This window comes from Sphingomonas sp. R86520 (assembly GCF_042466285.1).
GTDB lineage: Bacteria > Pseudomonadota > Alphaproteobacteria > Sphingomonadales > Sphingomonadaceae > Sphingomonas.
On record NZ_JAXHBZ010000001.1, the window covers coordinates 328,555 to 344,365 of the forward strand.

Consider the following 15,811-nt stretch of genomic DNA (forward strand, 5'->3'; position numbering starts at 1 on the left):
TCAGACCAGCGATGGGTTCAGGCGGGCGAAACCCTCCTGCTGACGGTAGGGCGTGTGCGGATAAGGCGGTAGCACGGCGCTGGCCTCGTCGAGTGCGGCGACCTGACCGGAGGATAACGCCCAGCCGACGGCGCCGAGATTGTCACGCAGCTGTGCCTCGTTACGCGCGCCGATGATCACCGAGGCGACGGTAGGACGCCGCAGCAGCCAGTTGATCGCGACCTGCGGTACGCTCTTGCCGGTGTCGGCAGCGACCGCTTCCAGCGCGTCGATCACGCGGTACAGATGGTCCGCCTCGACCGGTGGCGCGAATTGTTCGGTGTCGTGTAGACGGCTACCCGCGGGAATCGGGCGATCGCGTCCGATCTTGCCGGTCAGCCGACCCCAGCCGAGTGGGCTCCACACCAGTGCGCCGACACCCTGATCGGCGCCCATCGGCATCAGGTCGGCCTCATAGGCGCGGCCGACGAGCGAGTAGTAGACCTGGTGCGCCACGAGCCGGGGCAGGGCCTGGCGATCGGCGACAGCCTGCGCTTTCATCACCTGCCAGCCTGGATAGTTGGAAACGCCCGCATAGCGTATCTTGCCGGCAGCGATCAGGCCGGCGAGCGTACCCATCAGCTCTTCGGCGGGCGTCGACGCGTCGAACGCGTGGAGTTGGAGCAGGTCGATGTAATCGGTGCCGAGCCGCCGCAGCGAGTCGTCGACCGCGCGGATCAGTCGCGAGCGCGACGCACCCCAATCCTGTGGTCCATCACCGAGCGGCAGGCCGGTCTTCGTCGAAACGAGCACCTGGTCGCGGCGTCCCTTGATCGCGGCGCCCAATACCGCCTCCGAAGCACCGTTCGAATAGACGTCGGCGGTGTCGAACAGGGTGACGCCCGCATCGAGGCAGACATCGACCAGCCGCCGCGCTTCCGTCTCGTCGCTTCGTCCCCACGCACCGAACAGTGGCCCGGTACCGCCGAATGTTGCGGTGCCGAAGCTCAGCACCGGTACCCGGAGCCCTGATGAACCCAGTTGACGGTATTCCATGCGAAAATCCTCAATTTCAACGTCTACGCATAGATAGACGAGGGATCGGAGCCTGATTAGAGGGTACGATAGCGAAGGATTTTTGACATGGACGCAAAGACGGTCATGGGCGCTGATCGGGCCCGTGCATTGGAGATCTTCGCTGCCGTCATGCGAGCGGGCAGCTTTTCGGGTGCCGGGCGTCTGCTGGGCCTCACCCCGTCGGCCGTCGCGCGGTCGATCGATCGGATCGAGGCGCGGCTTGGCGTGCGACTGCTGCTGCGCTCGACCAGGGCGCTGACGCCGACCGCCGAAGGGCAGGTCTATCTCCAGACCGCGCGACGTATTCTCGCCGATCTCGACGATGCGGAGCAGCAGATCGCGGATCAGGGGGCGCCGCGAGGGCGACTGAGGATCAGCGCGTCGCTGTCGCATGGCCGGCTATGCGTCGTTCCGCTACTTGGCCCATTCGCGCGCCTTTATCCTCATATCCTGATCGACTTCGCGTTGACCGATACGCTGGTCGACGTCGCCGGTGGGCAGGCGGACGTCGCGATCCGGTTCGGACCGCTCGCGGACAGCCTGCTGACGGCGCGGAAAATCGGCGAGAGCCGGCGCGTGATCGTCGCGGCACCGGACTATCTCGCGCGATGCGGGACGCCGATCGAACCGGAGGACCTGCATCGTCACAATTGCCTCAACTTCAACTTTCGCCGCGCCGAGCCGGTCTGGCCGTTCCGCCGCGCGGGCCAGGATGTCGCGTTGTCGGTGCGCGGGAATATCGAGGCGAACAACGGTGAAACGCTAGGTCAGCTTTGCGCTGCGGGGGTGGGCATTGCCCGAGTCGGCGCGTTCAGCGTCGTCGACGACATCGCGGCGGGACGGCTGATCCCGCTCCTCGAAGACTATAATCCAGGGGACGCCGAGCAGATCCACGCCGTGTTCGTCGGTGGCACCAATACTCCCGCGCGGATCCGGGCTTTCGTCGATTACCTTGCAGCGCGCCTTGCCGGGTAAGGTGAGGGCGATACGGGCCTCCGCCTGAACCGGCAGGTCACCGCAGCTTTGGTGCGGCAAGCGCGGTTTATGAGCCGGACAAGTCCCGCTTTGCGCGCCCCAAGACAACGCCGCATTGATCATCCCCCGATTTAGTAGACTTTGCATTCAAAGTTCAGGGGAAATCAAGAATGTCACTTACGCTCGCGCTGCTGCTCGCCGGTCAAGCCGTCACGCCGTCGGCAGTTTCGGATCAGACCGCTTCGCCTGCGTCTCCCGCCGATGCTCCGGAGGCTTCGCAGAACGGCGGTGATATCCTCGTCACCGCGCGCCGCCGTGCGGAGAACGTACAGCAGGTGCCGGTTGCGATCTCGGTCACCAGTGGCAAGACGCTCGAAGCGCAGGGCATCTACAACATCAATCGCCTGACCCAGCTGCAGCCGACGCTGCAATTCTATTCGACCAACCCGCGCAACACCTTCATCAACATCCGCGGTATCGGCGCGCCTTTCGGCCTGACCAACGATGGTTTCGAACAGGGCGTCGGCATCTATATCGACCAGGTCTATTACAACCGGATCGCGTCGGCGACGCTCGACTTCGTTGACGTCGAACGGATCGAGACGCTGCGCGGGCCCCAGGGCACGCTGTACGGCAAGAACACGACCGCAGGCGCGATCAACATCACTACCCGACCGCCGAGCTTCGATTTCGAAGGCAAGGCGGAGATCTCGCTCGGGAACTACGGCTTCAAGCAGGGCAAGGCGTCGGTGTCCGGTCCGATCACCGACAATCTCGCAGCGCGCATCAGCGTGTCGAACACCGATCGCCGCGGCACCATCTATAACGTGGTCACGAACCAGCACGTCAATTCGCAGGACAATCTGGGCGTTCGCGGGTCGCTGCTGTGGAAGCCGACCGACACGCTGAACATTACCCTGTCGGGCGACTACAATCTGCAGAACCCGATCTGCTGCGTGCAGACCTATGCACGCGTCGGCACGACCCAGCGCGCGCTCAACCGCCAATATGCCGCGCTGATCGCGCGTTTCCCCGGCTACAAGGTGCCGAGCACCGATCCGTTCGACCGCGTGACCGATCTCGACGCGGATATCGCGGCGCGGAACGAGCATGGCGGTGCGTCGGCGCGGATCGAATGGGATCTCGGCGCCGGCACGCTGACCTCGGTCACCGCCTGGCGCTATTGGGATTGGGCGCCGAAGAACGACCGCGATTTCACCGGTTTGCCGATCTACACCAAAGTGAACAACCCGACGAAGCAGGACCAGTACACGCAAGAGTTGCGGTATAATTACGAGGGCAAGAGCCTCAACTTCGTGCTCGGCGGCTTTGCGTTCCACCAGAAGATCCGCACCAGTGGCGTCCAGGAGACCGGCACGGCCGCGAGCGCCTGGCTGCTCGCACCGAGCAGCGCGCTGTCGAACAATCCGGCGGTCCTCAACGGGGTCATCGCGACCAACGACATCCGGCTCGACAACACCAGCCTCGCCGCGTTCGGCAAGCTGAACTGGAAGCTGACCGATCGCTTCACCGTCTCGCCGGGCATCCGCGTCAATTACGACAAGAAGGACGGCTATTACGACTCGGTCGTGGTCGGCACCGCGTCGAACGGTACGCGCCAGGTCGTCAGCAACGATCCCACCAGCGTATCGTACACCGACCCCTGGACCGCGGCGCAGCGCGGCGTACAGGCCTCGCAATTCTTCGAGGTGCCCTACAGCGCGTGGAACCTCTCCTACGATCTCAACCTGGCCTACGAAGTCGCGCGTGATATCAACGCCTACGCAACCTATGCGAAGTCGTTCAAGACCGGCGGCGTCAATCTGAACGGCGTACCCAGCCAGGCGAACGGACTGCCGCAACTCGACGTCGCGGTGATCAAGCCGGAGAAGGTCGATCACTTCGAGATCGGCCTGAAGACGCAGTTCTGGGACCGTCGCGCCACGCTGAACCTCTCGGGCTTCTGGACCGAGATCAAGAATTTCCAGGCCAGCGTCATCAGCAACGTCAGCGGCAGCAACGTTCTGCGTGGCTATCTCGCCAACGCCGACAAGGTCCGCACGCGCGGCATCGAAGGCGATTTCTCGGTCCGGCCGAGCGACCGGTTCAGCGCCTATGTCAGCGGCGCGTTCACCGACGCCAAGTTCCTGAAGTTCACCAACGCCCCGTGCCCGCCCGAGCTCGCCGGCGGTACGACGGTCACGGGTACGCAGGTTCCCGGCGCGGCGGGCGTTCCCGGTGCGCTCAGCCCCGCGAACTGCGACGTCTCGGGCAGCTGGCTTCCCGGCGTCTCGAAATGGGCGTTCTCCTGGGGTGGCGAATATAACCTCCCCGCCAAGGTGTTCGGCCGCGAGGGGCAGGCCTATGCCGGCTATGACGCCAATTACCGCTCGAAATTCTCGTCCAACGCCTCGCGCTCGGTCTACACCGACGTCGACGGGTATTCGATCCACAATTTCCGCGCAGGGTTCCGGACGCAGACCTTCGATATCTTCGGCTGGGTGCGTAACGCGTTCGATGAGAATTATTTCGAATCATTGGCGGTGACGCCCGGCAATACCGGCCTGATCTCCGCCCAATTGGGTGATCCGCAGACCTGGGGCGGCACGATCAAGTTTTCGTTCTGAAAAGTACGTAATCACAGGTTCATGCGCAGCGCGACATAGTGTTGATGCCGAAGCCGGAGAGGGATCGCAGTCGGAAGCTCCCGATCGCTTTCCGGTCAGGCGCCGCTGCCCCGGGGTAACTGCACATGATCGGCCACTCCGCCGCTGCCTATTGCCTATAGGCCGACGCCGGCGCACGCTCTTCGACTTGGGGTTGTGGGGGTGACGGCATGTTCTTTGTTCGGCAGGGCCCGTTGTGGTTCCGGATGACGACCGGAGTCCTTGTTGCCTGGGGACTTATCGGCTGTTTCATGTGTCTGCAGCAGGTTCGGCTCGGTGCCGATGCCATGCGGCACGCCACCGCTTACGACCGCGCGCTCTATGCCGCGCTGCCGAACTGGTATGATCCACTGTTCGCCGTCGCGGTATTGTCCGGGCTGATCGGCGCAGTCCTGTTGTTCATGCGACGCGCCAATGCCCGCCCGTTCCTGATCGCGTCGTTGGGCGCGACGATCGTGCAGTTCGGCTGGCTCTTCGCGACAACCGACATCGTCGCTCATAAGGGCGCCGCGGAGACGCTGGGCCTGCCGATCGTGATCGTCGCGGTCGCAACGTTCGCGCTCTGGCTCGTCGGCAATGCGCGGTTGAAGGGCTGGGCGGTTTGACACGCGCGAGGCTGGGCGAGCGCCGAGCCGCGCGCTAATAGCGTCCCATGTCCACGACCTACACCCTCGACACGGCGACGAGTCGCGCCACCCCGACACCCGCGCCGCTCAAGCGCCTGACGGTGCCCGCGATCCGTCGCCAGAAGGGCAAGACGCCGCTCGTGATGCTGACCGCCTACACCGTGCGGACCGCGCAGTTGCTCGATCCGCATTGTGACATGCTGCTGGTCGGCGATAGCCTGGGGCAGGTGATCTACGGCTTGCCGTCGACGGTGCCGGTGACGCTGGAGATGATGGCCGCGCACGGCGCTGCGGTGGTGCGGGGCAGTTATCACGCGGTCGTCGTGATCGACATGCCGTTCGGCAGCTACGAGGCGTCGCCGGAAAAGGCGTTCGAAAGTGCGGCCTGGCTCCTGAAGCAGACTGGCGCTGCGGCCGTGAAGCTGGAGGGCGGCATCGCCATGGCGTCGACCGTCAGGTTCCTCACCGAGCGGGGGATACCGGTGATGGGCCATGTCGGCCTCACCCCGCAGGCGGTGAACGTGCTCGGTGGCTATGGTGCGCGGGGTCGCACGCCCGAGGAGGCGGCAAAGATCGTCGCCGACGCGCAGGCGATCGACGCGGCAGGGGCGTTCTCGATGGTGATCGAAGGCGTGGTCGAGCCGATTGCGATCGAGATCACCAACACCGTCGCGTGCCCGACGATCGGGATCGGTGCTTCGGCGCACTGCGACGGGCAGGTGCTGGTCGCCGAGGACATGCTCGGGTTGTTCGATCGTACCGCCAAGTTCGTGAAGCGCTTCGCCGACATCGCCGAGACGATCTCGTCGGCCGCGCAGACCTATGCCGACGACGTTCGGTCGCGCGCGTTTCCGGGCGCCGAGCAGGTCTACGCGCCCAAGGATTGATCCGCTTCCGTTTCGGTTCCGGCGCGGCTAAGGTCCGCGCCGCCCACCCCCTCAATATTTCCGGAGCATTCCTTGGCCCTCCCGCCGAAAACCGATCAAGCATTCCTGCGTGAGGTCGACGAAGAACTGCGACGTGACCAACTGGCCGGGTTCTGGACGAACTGGGGCGTCTGGGTCGGGGTCGCCGTCGTCGCCGCGCTCGCCGCGCTGGCAGGCTTCCTCTACTGGCAGCATCACACCGCCGAAGTCGCCGGCGTCGAAGGCGAGCAGCTTCAGGTCGCGTATGATTCGCTCGGTGCCAACAACGCCGCGGCCGCAGCCAAGCCGCTTGCCGAACTCGCCAAGTCGAACCGCGACGGCTACCGCGCGCTGGCCCAGTTCACTCAGGCCGATATCCTGCTCCAGAAGGACGACTTGAAGGGCGCCGCGGCAAAGCTCGGTGCGATCGCTGCGGACACGTCGCTCGCCAAGCCGTTTCGCGATCTTGCGCTGGTTCGTCAGACATCCGCCGAATTCGATACGCTGAAGCCGCAGGTCGTCGTCGAGCGTCTTCGGCCGCTGGCCGTGCCGGGTGGCGCGTGGCTGGGGAGCGCGGGCGAAATGGTCGCGGTTTCCTATCTGCGCATGAACCAGCGGCAGCAGGCCGGTACGCTTTTCGGCCAGATTGCCCGTGATACCGGCGTGCCCGAGACGATTCGTCAACGCGCCGTTCAGATGGCCGGCGTACTGGGTGTCGACGCCGTCGCAACTGCCGTGCCGACCGCCGGAACGAATAGCCCGGCCGCATCAAACGAGGATACCAAGGCGCAATGATGAAGACATATCGGGTGACGGTCGCCGTCGCCGCGCTCGTGGCGCTGAGCGGTTGCGGAATCTTCAAGAGCGGTGGCAAGAAGACGCCGACGGTTGGCGATCGCGTGTCGATCCTGGTGTCCGAGAACGAGGTCGAGACCGACAAGACGATCGCCGACGTCCAGGTCCTGCTGCCCGCGCCTGCGGTCAACGACGCTTGGGCGCAACCCGGCGGCAATCCTGCGAAGTCGATGGGGCAGCTGGCACTGGGCGAGCAGCCCAAGCGTGCCTGGCAGGCCTCGATCGACGGCGGATCCAACCGCGAGCGGATGGCGGCGGCGCCGGTCGTCGCTGAAAATAAGCTGTTCGTGACCGACGTCACCGCCACCATCCACGCGTTCGCGGCCGATACGGGCGCGGCGCTGTGGACCGCGGGCATCACGGAGGGCAAGCTGAACAAGGCTGCTCGGTTCGGCGGCGGCGTCAGCTATGACGACGGCAAGCTGTATGCCACCGACGGTGTCGGCGACGTCGTTGCGATGAGCGCGGCGGACGGCAAGGTCTTGTGGCGTGCCAAGCCTGGCGCGCCGCTTCGTGGTTCGCCGACGGTCGCGAACGGCGCGGTCTATGTCCTGACGCAGGACAACCAGGTGTTCTCGTTGAACCAGGCGGATGGCAAGGTTCAGTGGGTACAGTCGGGCACGCTCGAAACGCAGGGCGTGTTCGGTGTCGCCGCACCCGCGGTCAGCCAGGGTACGGTCGTCGCCGGCTTCTCGAGCGGCGAACTCAGCGCCTATCGCTACGAGAACGGCCGCATCCTGTGGCAGGACGCATTGTCGCGGACCTCGATCACGACCTCGGTTTCCAGCCTGTCGGACATCGATGCCGCACCGGTGATCGATGGCGGCCGCGTCTACGCGGTTGGCCAGGGCGGCCGCATGGTCGCCCTCGAACTGTCGACCGGGCAACGCCTGTGGGAGCAGAACTTTGCCGGGATCTCCACGCCGTGGATCGCGGGCGAATGGCTGTTCGTCGTCACCGACGACGCGCGGCTGGTCTGCCTGTCGCGGTCGAACGGCAAGGCGCGCTGGATCGCGCAGTTGCCGCGGTTCCAGAACGAGAAGAAGCGTAGCAACGCGATCACCTGGTTCGGGCCGATCCTCGCGGGCAACCGCCTGGTGCTGACCAACTCGCGCGGCGAAATCAATTTCGTCTCGCCGAGCGATGGCAAGGTGAGTTCGACGATAGAGACGAAGACGCCCTTCTCGCTGCCGCCGATCGTTGCGAATTCCACGCTGTATACGCTGGACCAGAAGGGCAAGATCACCGCGTACCGGTGATTCCTACGCCCTCTCCCCGTCGGGGAGAGGGAAGGGGCCCGCGGCGCTAGCCGTGGGAAGGGTGAGGGGAGTGAGGCTCGAATCGCGCGCCCCAACGCCCCGCACCCTCCGGTCGCTGCGCTCCTCCCTCACTCTCCCCAGAGGGGCGAGGGACTAGGTGACCTTTGGCGCGACACGCGCTAAGGGCTCCCCATGTCCAAACTCCCCGTGGTCGCAATCGTCGGCCGCCCAAATGTCGGCAAGTCGACCCTGTTCAACCGCCTCGTCGGCAAGAAGCTCGCACTGGTCGACGACCGGCCGGGGGTCACGCGCGATCGCCGTGAAGGCGATGCCTCGCTGATCGGGCTCGAATTCCGCATCATCGATACCGCCGGTTACGAAGATCACGACGCGCAGACGCTGCCGGGCCGGATGCGTCAGCAGACCGAGGCCGCGGTAGCGCAGGCCGATGTCGCGCTGTTCCTGTTCGATGCGCGCGCGGGGATCGTGCCGCTTGACGAGGAAATCGCGCGCTGGCTCCGCACCGCCGACGTCCCTGTCATCCTCGTCGCCAACAAGGCCGAGGGCCGCGCAGGCGAAGACGGTATCCTAGAATCGCTCGCGCTCGGGTTCGGCGACCCGGTCCAACTGTCTGCCGAACACGGCGAAGGCATGGGTGATCTGTTCGAAGGCCTGCTTCCGCTGCTCGAAGGCAAGGACGAGGTTCCCGAGGAACAGCCCGACAACGAATACGAAGGCCCGCTGAAGCTCGCGATCGTCGGCCGTCCGAACGCAGGCAAGTCGACGCTCGTCAACCGCATCCTCGGCGAGGACCGGATGATCACCGGTCCCGAAGCCGGCATCACGCGCGATTCGATCAGTGTGGATTACGACTGGCACCCGACCGGCGGGGAGGCGCGCAAGGTGCGCCTGATCGACACCGCCGGCATGCGCAAGCGCGCCAAGGTGCAGGACAAGCTCGAGAAGATGTCGGTCGAGGACGCGCTGCACGCGGTCGACTTCGCCGAGGTCGTCGTGCTGCTCCTCGACGCGACGCTGGGCCTGGAAGCGCAGGATCTCCGCATCGCCGACAAGGTGCTGCAGGAGGGCCGGGCACTCGTGATCGCGCTCAACAAATGGGATATCGCCGAGAGCGCGTCGTCGCTTTTCAACGGCGTCAAGCGCGCGCTCGAAGACGGACTGAGCCAGGTCAAGGGCGTGACCGTGATGACCGTGTCCGGGGCGACCGGCAAAGGCATCGACCAGTTGCTCCAGGCTTGTTTCGACACGCGTGACGCGTGGTCGAAGCGGGTCGGCACCGGCGAACTCAACCGCTGGTTCGAACGCGCGATCGAGGCGACCCCGCCGCCGGCGCCCGGCGGCAAGCGGATCAAGATGCGCTACGTCACGCAGGTCAAGACGCGTCCGCCCAGCTTCGTCATCTTCGGTACGCGCGTCGACCAGCTTCCTGCGAGCTATGAACGCTATCTGGTCAATTCGATGCGCAAGGATCTCGGCTTCGGTGCGGTGCCGGTTCGCCTGATGTTCCGCGCGCCGAAGAACCCGTATGACGACAACGGCAAGGGTGGCGGCGGCAACTAGGCGGCGGTGTCCGGCGTAGTTCGCATCGATGCCCGGGGTATGAAGTGTCCCTGGCCGGTGATGCGCCTGTCACGGGCGTTGCGCGCGGGCGCGCGGATCGTCGAGGTCATTGCCGACGATCCCCAGGCGCCGGCCGAACTCGGATCGGCTGCTGATGCTTTCAATGCGACGATACATGTCGTTTCGGATGCATTAATCCCGACGTTTATCGTGACTTGTCGGTAACGTGACAACAATGTGTTTACCCATGGCGGGTATAATACGCGCCTGACCTTCATGGCGCTAATGGCCCGATGGGAGAAGGCGACAGTGTCGTTTGAAGCAAACACCTTGATCAGCTGGCCGGCGTTCACGCAGGCTCGGAACGAGCTCGGCGGAGGATTTGGCCGCATCCTCGGCTATTTTCGCGAGGACGGCGTAAAGTCGGTCGCAGTGATCGAAGCGGCGATGCGCGCGCTCAACGCCGCTGCGATGGTCATTCCTGCCCACACGCTGAAGGGGGAGGCGCGGCAATTCGGTGCCGATCCTCTTGCCGATCTGGCCGAGGTGATCGAGATGATCGCGCGCGATTGCGTGGAAATGCAGGACACGCCGGATGAGGCGCTGGAGCACATCGTCCGTCTGCGTCCGCTTTTCGAGGAAACGCTGACCTTGCTGGAACGGGAAGCGAACCCGATCGTCGCGCGCAAGCCCGTGATCGGTGGGGGCTTTGGCCGCCGCGCCGTGCCGACCGGGTTCGGCGAAGAGTAAGGTTATCTAGTCGGAACGGTCCTCACCGATCGCCATCGGCGTAGGGTGAGGACCGGCATAGTTCGATCAAGGCCGTTCCCCCGCGGAACGGGGAAACGGCCGCCAAAGGTTTCAGCCCTTCAGATACGGCGCAGCGCCGGTCTTGGGAGAATCATGTTCCGAGATCGAATTCAGCTGGATGTAGTTGTGGATGCCCATCCGCGCGATCATCTCGAACTGGCGTTCGAGCGTGTCAACATGCTCTTCCTCGCTGGCGAGGATGCGCGCGAACAGGTCGCGGCTGATGTAATCCTTGACCTCTTCGCAATACGCGATCGCGCCCTTGAGCTGGACGGTGGCCTCGACTTCGAGCGCGAGATCCGACTTCAGGACCTCCTCGACGGTCTCGCCGATGCGCAGGCGGCCGAGCAGCTGGAAGTTCGGCAGGCCGTCAAGGAACAGGATGCGCTCCGACAGCCAGTCGGCGTGCTTCATCTCGTCAATCGATTCCATCCGCTCGTACTGGGCGAGCTTGTAAACACCCCAATGCTCGAGCATCCGGTAATGGAGCCAATATTGGTTGACCGCGGTCAGCTCGTTCTTGAGCGCCTCGTTCAGGAATTCGATTACTTGGGGGTCGCCGCGCATGGCCATATCTCCGTCACCTCTGCCGGACATGTAGCCTTCGGAATACCGCAACGACAACCCGGAAAATGGCGGATTTCTGCGGTTTCCCGCTGTTGCGACGCTTATGCAGCAGCGCGTTCGTCGTCGATAATCGCTCGCGCTATCGACGCGCACTGGCCGCATTTGGGCTGACGGCCCATCGAACGAAAGGCTTGGCACGGTGTGGTGCAACCGCCGCGTGCGCAGTTGCGAACGTCGGATTCTCGTATGGCATTGCAAACGCAGACGACCATGGGAACTCCCTAGCTGTAAGCCGGGGATACCGATACTGCGAACCAGTCGCAAGCGGTTTTGCGTCTTATTCGCAATTGACGCTATCGGTTCGTCGCGAACGCAGAACCGCGCATCGGCTGCCATGCGAATCGGGAAAGGCTGCGCCACACCCATTCGAGCGGACCGTAGCGGTATCGGTCGAGCCATGGCTTCGACCAGGCGAGCATCGCGATCCAGACGAGCACGACGACGATGTAGAGTTGCGCGCGCGTGAGATAGCCGAAAAGGTCGAATCCGAAGCCGTAGAACATGGTCGTGCAGACCAGCGACGTGCCGATGTAGTTGGAGAACGCCATGCGCCCCGCCGCCGCCACGCGCGTGGTCAGCCATCCGCCAGGGCGGCCAAGCAGGATGATCAGCGCTGCGTATCCGACGATCATGATCGGCCGGACCGGCGTCGACAGCGTGATCCACGAGAACAATACGTAGCGCGGATCGAAATTATGGCCGATCTCGACCGCGGCGATGAATGCATAGGCGATACCACCGATGCCCACACAGACGATCGCGATCCATCGGTAGGTCCGCCGGGACCACGCGCCGGTCAGGAAGCCGGAGCGCAGTCCGGCCATGCCGAGCAGCATGTAGCCGAGCGTCTCCGCGCCCACCATGGCGATCACGGCGAAGGGACCGACCGGGTTCTCCCAGCGTTGCGCGAGCTGACCGGCATATCCGCCACGCCCGATCGCGATCTGCCGGGTGATCTCGTGCGGCGTGGGACCGCCGAACGTCGCCGCGAAGGTCTGCCAGCTGGTCACGGCTTTAGCCGACGCATTCGGCGCGAAGGCGGCCGCCCGGAGCTCGAACGCGTAGCCCGCGAGGATAACGCCCTCGATCACCTGGAGCACGACCAACATCAATCCGACGAGGATCAGCGCACGGGTCGGCAGGCGGTGGAAGAGGAACGCCGCGCAGCCGACCAGTGCATAGTGGAGCAGGATATCGCCCCACCAGATCAGGTAGATATGGATCGCGCCGAACACGAGCAGCCACGCCATGCGCGGAAAATGGACCGATGCCGCGCTGTCGCCCTGCGCGCGTGCGCCGTCGATCACGAGCAGCATCGATGCGCCGAACAGGAACGAGAACAACCCGCGCATCTTGCCGTCGATGACGATGAAGTTGGTCGTCCAGGCGATGGTGTCGGCGAGGCTCGGCGTGCCCATCGATGCGGGCGACATATAGGCGAAGTCCGGAAAGCCGAACGCAGCGATGTTGGCTGCCAGGATGCCCATCACGGCGACGCCGCGAATGAGGTCCAGCGTGGCGATTCTGGAGGGGGCGGGGGTCATGCGGAAAGAGCGAAGTACAGGAAGTATGGACGCTGGTGCGGCATTTCGTGGGACGTTTGCGTCGGCAAAGCAAGGGGGGGAAGCGGTGCGTCGATCATCGCGCGACGCTGACACATCGCCGGGGTATAGGACAGCGTGGTTTGGTGGTCGAACGCCTTCCCGCAACGCCTCACGGCTAAATGCGGCTGTCTCCCGTCGTGAGCCTGCTCCATCCGTCCGTCACCCCAGCGGAAGCTGGGGTATCCCTATTGGCGCGTGCCGTGACCCGAATGGGGAGATCCCAGCTTTCGCTGGGATGACGGGAGGTGGGGCTAGGTCGAGGCTCGATCGGATGGCGACTCTCGCCTCCGTGTTCTCCCGCGAAGGCGGGAGTCCAGAATGGGCCCCCGCCTTTGCGGGGAAACATCGTGTGTTTTTGGGGCTGTGTCTTATCCCGAGGGCTAACCACCCCGGCGGAGGCCGGGGCCCAGTTGGGGGACTGTCGGGGCTAGCTCCGGAGCTTCGTTACCGCTGCTTTCCCAACTGGGCCCCGGCCTTCGCCGGGGTGGGGGTTGGGGGCGGCGGGGCTGGATGGACGCTGAACAGTAGCCTGGGCACGGTTACGCCAAAGCCGCGTCGACCCCCATCAGCTTCGGGAAGAACCCCTCGTGCGCGGTGCGCAGCGTGTCCAGCGCGATGACGTCGTCCCGGTCGGGACGTTCGAAGATCAGGCGCTTGCCGCCGGTCCGGCCCATCGGCTCCGCCTCGACGCCCGCCGCATAGGCAGCGCCGAGGAAGTCGAGCAGCGCGTGGTCCTCGACGGTAACGATGTAGACGCCCTGGTCCTCGGCGAAGAACGAGCGCGCGCACTCGAACGGCTGCTTGCGGTCGATCATCGCGCCGATGCCGCCGGCGAGTGCCATCTCGGCGATCGTCACCGCGACCCCGCCGTCGGAGACGTCGTGGACGGCGGTCAGCTGGCCGAGCGCGATCGCTTCGCGGATCAGGTCGCCCGTGCGGCGCTCGGCGGCGAGATCGACGGGCGGAGGCGGGCCGGCGTCGAGCTGTTCGCGACCGTGGCATTCGCGTAGCCACAGCGACTGGCCGAGATGGCCGCCGCGCGTGCCGACCGCGAGGATGATGTCGCCCGAGCCCTTGAACGCGATCGTCGCATTCTTCTGCCAGTCCGCCAGCAACCCGATCGCGCCGATCGCTGGCGTCGGCAGGATCGCGGAGCCGCCGCCGGTCGCCTTCGATTCATTGTAGAGCGAGACGTTGCCCGACACGATCGGGAAATCGAGCGCGATGCAGGCGTCGCTCATGCCTTCGAGGCAGCCGACGATCTGGCCCATGATCTCGGGGCGCTGCGGGTTGGCGAAGTTGAGGCAGTTGGTGACGGCGAGCGGCAGCGCGCCGACCGCGGTCAGGTTGCGCCAGGCTTCGGCGACCGCCTGCTTGCCGCCCTCGACCGGGTCGGCGAAACAGTAACGCGGGGTGCAGTCGGTGGTCATCGCCAGTGCCTTCTGCGTGCCGTGGACGCGGACGACCGCGGCGTCGCCACCGGGGCGCTGCACCGTGTCGGCGCCGACCATGTGGTCGTATTGCTCCCAGATCCAGCGGCGCGAGGCGATGTCCGGCGAGCCCATCAGCGTGAGCAGGTCGGCGGCGATGTCGCTGCTGTGCGGCGCGTTGGCGAGCGGCGCGGGCTTGGGCGTGGGGACGTGCGGGCGATCGTACAGCGGCGCTTCGTCGGCGAGCGGCCCGAGCGGGATGTCGCAGACGGTCTCGCCCTTGAACGTCAGGACCATGCGGCCGGTGTCGGTGACGCGGCCGATCACCGCGAAATCGAGCTCCCACTTCTTGAAGATCGCCTCGGCCTCGGCTTCACGGCCGGGCTTGAGGACCATCAGCATGCGCTCCTGCGATTCCGAGAGCATCATCTCGTACGGCGTCATGCCGGTCTCGCGCTGCGGCACGTCGTCCATCGTCAGCTCGATGCCGACGCCGCCCTTCGACGCCATTTCCACGGCCGACGAGGTGAGGCCCGCGGCGCCCATGTCCTGGATCGCGACGATCACGTCGGTTGCCATCAACTCGAGGCAGGCTTCGATCAGCAGCTTCTCGGTGAACGGATCGCCGACCTGGACGGTCGGGCGCTTGGCGTCCGAATCCTCGCCGAAATCGGCCGAGGCCATCGTCGCGCCGTGGATGCCGTCGCGGCCGGTCTTGCTGCCGACATAGACGATCGGATTGCCGATGCCCGAGGCGGCCGAATAGAAGATCTTGTCCTGGTCGGCGATCCCGACCGTCATCGCGTTGACCAGGATGTTGCCGTCATACGTGCTGTGAAAGTTCACTTCGCCGCCGACGGTCGGCACGCCGACGCAATTGCCGTAGCCGCCAATACCGTGGACCACGCCCGAGATCAGGTGGCGCATCTTAGGGTGATCGGGGCGGCCGAAGCGGAGCGCGTTGAGGTTGGCGATCGGCCGCGCGCCCATCGTGAAGACGTCGCGCAGGATGCCGCCGACGCCGGTCGCAGCACCCTGGTACGGCTCGATGTACGACGGATGATTGTGGCTCTCCATCTTGAAGATAGCCGCCTGATTGTCACCGATATCGACGACGCCGGCATTCTCGCCCGGGCCACAGATGACGCGCGGACCCTTGGTGGGCAGCTTCATCAGGTGGATCTTGCTGGATTTGTAGCTGCAATGCTCGGACCACATGACCGAGAAGATGCCGAGCTCGACCATGTTCGGCTCGCGGCCGATGGCGCGCAGGACGCGCTCATATTCTTCGGGGGACAGGCCGTGGTCGGCGACGATCTGCGGTGTGATCTCGGTCATGGGGCGGCAGATAGCGGTGCCGGCGGTCCGCGTCACCCTTTGTACGTCAGATTCCTATGGCGGAACCGTGTAAAAGGTT

At 65.1% G+C, this 15,811-nt stretch carries 14 protein-coding genes; 9 read left to right on the plus strand and 5 right to left on the minus strand.

Annotated elements, in window-relative coordinates:
- Entirely contained in the window at nt 1–1,035 is a 1,035-nt protein-coding gene (locus tag SJY41_RS01690) for an aldo/keto reductase (protein ID WP_380778512.1), read from the minus strand.
- A gap of 87 nt (nt 1,036–1,122) precedes the next feature.
- On the opposite strand from SJY41_RS01690, the gene SJY41_RS01695 reads away from it, so the two are divergent.
- The 9 genes from SJY41_RS01695 (at nt 1,123) to SJY41_RS01735 (ending at nt 10,673) form a co-directional block, all read left to right on the plus strand.
- Nucleotides 1,123–2,031, plus strand: a complete 909-nt coding sequence (locus tag SJY41_RS01695) for a LysR family transcriptional regulator (protein ID WP_380778513.1) — start codon at nt 1,123–1,125, stop codon at nt 2,029–2,031.
- Nucleotides 2,032–2,201: 170 nt separating this feature from the next.
- Complete coding sequence (locus tag SJY41_RS01700) at nt 2,202–4,658, plus strand: TonB-dependent receptor (RefSeq protein ID WP_380778515.1); 2,457 nt, start codon at nt 2,202–2,204, stop codon at nt 4,656–4,658.
- 209 nt (nt 4,659–4,867) lie between these two features.
- Nucleotides 4,868–5,302: a hypothetical protein gene (locus SJY41_RS01705; protein WP_380778517.1), complete on the plus strand. Its 435-nt coding sequence runs from the start codon at nt 4,868–4,870 to the stop codon at nt 5,300–5,302.
- Nucleotides 5,303–5,349: 47 nt separating this feature from the next.
- Nucleotides 5,350–6,210, plus strand: coding sequence for a 3-methyl-2-oxobutanoate hydroxymethyltransferase (panB, locus tag SJY41_RS01710; RefSeq protein WP_380778518.1), 861 nt, complete (start codon nt 5,350–5,352; stop codon nt 6,208–6,210).
- A 72-nt stretch (nt 6,211–6,282) separates the two neighbouring features.
- The gene (locus SJY41_RS01715; protein ID WP_380778520.1) at nt 6,283–7,023 is read left to right on the plus strand and encodes a tetratricopeptide repeat protein; all 741 of its coding nucleotides are present in this window, start codon (nt 6,283–6,285) and stop codon (nt 7,021–7,023) included.
- Nucleotides 7,020–8,342, plus strand: a complete 1,323-nt coding sequence (locus SJY41_RS01720) for a PQQ-binding-like beta-propeller repeat protein (protein WP_380778522.1) — start codon at nt 7,020–7,022, stop codon at nt 8,340–8,342. Before SJY41_RS01715 ends, SJY41_RS01720 begins: the two co-directional genes overlap by 4 nt.
- Nucleotides 8,343–8,534: 192 nt before the next feature.
- Nucleotides 8,535–9,923: a ribosome biogenesis GTPase Der gene (der, locus tag SJY41_RS01725; RefSeq protein ID WP_380778524.1), complete on the plus strand. Its 1,389-nt coding sequence runs from the start codon at nt 8,535–8,537 to the stop codon at nt 9,921–9,923.
- A gap of 6 nt (nt 9,924–9,929) precedes the next feature.
- Nucleotides 9,930–10,148, plus strand: coding sequence for a sulfurtransferase TusA family protein (locus SJY41_RS01730; RefSeq protein WP_380778526.1), 219 nt, complete (start codon nt 9,930–9,932; stop codon nt 10,146–10,148).
- Nucleotides 10,149–10,232: 84 nt separating this feature from the next.
- Nucleotides 10,233–10,673, plus strand: a complete 441-nt coding sequence (locus tag SJY41_RS01735; RefSeq protein WP_380778528.1) for an Hpt domain-containing protein — start codon at nt 10,233–10,235, stop codon at nt 10,671–10,673.
- 111 nt (nt 10,674–10,784) lie between these two features.
- Here SJY41_RS01735 and bfr read toward each other — a convergent pair whose 3' ends face one another.
- The 4 genes from bfr to purL form a co-directional block, all read right to left on the minus strand.
- A complete protein-coding gene (gene bfr, locus SJY41_RS01740; RefSeq protein WP_380778530.1) occupies nt 10,785–11,300 on the minus strand; it encodes a bacterioferritin in 516 nt (171 codons plus the stop codon).
- A gap of 101 nt (nt 11,301–11,401) precedes the next feature.
- Nucleotides 11,402–11,572 carry a bacterioferritin-associated ferredoxin gene (locus SJY41_RS01745; protein WP_380778532.1) on the minus strand — a complete coding sequence of 57 codons (171 nt, stop codon included), beginning with the start codon at nt 11,570–11,572 and terminating at the stop codon, nt 11,402–11,404.
- Between the two features lie 81 nt (nt 11,573–11,653).
- Nucleotides 11,654–12,904, minus strand: a complete 1,251-nt coding sequence (locus SJY41_RS01750) for a DUF418 domain-containing protein (protein ID WP_380778534.1) — start codon at nt 12,902–12,904, stop codon at nt 11,654–11,656.
- A 599-nt stretch (nt 12,905–13,503) separates the two neighbouring features.
- Nucleotides 13,504–15,732, minus strand: a complete 2,229-nt coding sequence (purL, locus tag SJY41_RS01755) for a phosphoribosylformylglycinamidine synthase subunit PurL (protein ID WP_380778536.1) — start codon at nt 15,730–15,732, stop codon at nt 13,504–13,506.
- Between the last annotated feature and the right edge of the window lie 79 nt (nt 15,733–15,811).

Bases quoted from the DNA above. Each gene is read 5' to 3' on its own strand.
- SJY41_RS01700 (WP_380778515.1), top strand. From the start codon at position 2,202: ATGTCACTTACGCTCGCGCTGCTGCTCGCCGGTCAAGCCGTCACGCCG.
- SJY41_RS01690 (WP_380778512.1), bottom strand. From the start codon at position 1,035: ATGGAATACCGTCAACTGGGTTCATCAGGGCTCCGGGTACCGGTGCTG.
- SJY41_RS01695 (WP_380778513.1), top strand. From the start codon at position 1,123: ATGGACGCAAAGACGGTCATGGGCGCTGATCGGGCCCGTGCATTGGAG.
- SJY41_RS01745 (WP_380778532.1), bottom strand. From the start codon at position 11,572: ATGGTCGTCTGCGTTTGCAATGCCATACGAGAATCCGACGTTCGCAAC.
- purL (WP_380778536.1), bottom strand. From the start codon at position 15,732: ATGACCGAGATCACACCGCAGATCGTCGCCGACCACGGCCTGTCCCCC.
- SJY41_RS01705 (WP_380778517.1), top strand. From the start codon at position 4,868: ATGTTCTTTGTTCGGCAGGGCCCGTTGTGGTTCCGGATGACGACCGGA.
- panB (WP_380778518.1), top strand. From the start codon at position 5,350: ATGTCCACGACCTACACCCTCGACACGGCGACGAGTCGCGCCACCCCG.
- bfr (WP_380778530.1), bottom strand. From the start codon at position 11,300: ATGCGCGGCGACCCCCAAGTAATCGAATTCCTGAACGAGGCGCTCAAG.
- SJY41_RS01720 (WP_380778522.1), top strand. From the start codon at position 7,020: ATGATGAAGACATATCGGGTGACGGTCGCCGTCGCCGCGCTCGTGGCG.
- SJY41_RS01750 (WP_380778534.1), bottom strand. From the start codon at position 12,904: ATGACCCCCGCCCCCTCCAGAATCGCCACGCTGGACCTCATTCGCGGC.
- der (WP_380778524.1), top strand. From the start codon at position 8,535: ATGTCCAAACTCCCCGTGGTCGCAATCGTCGGCCGCCCAAATGTCGGC.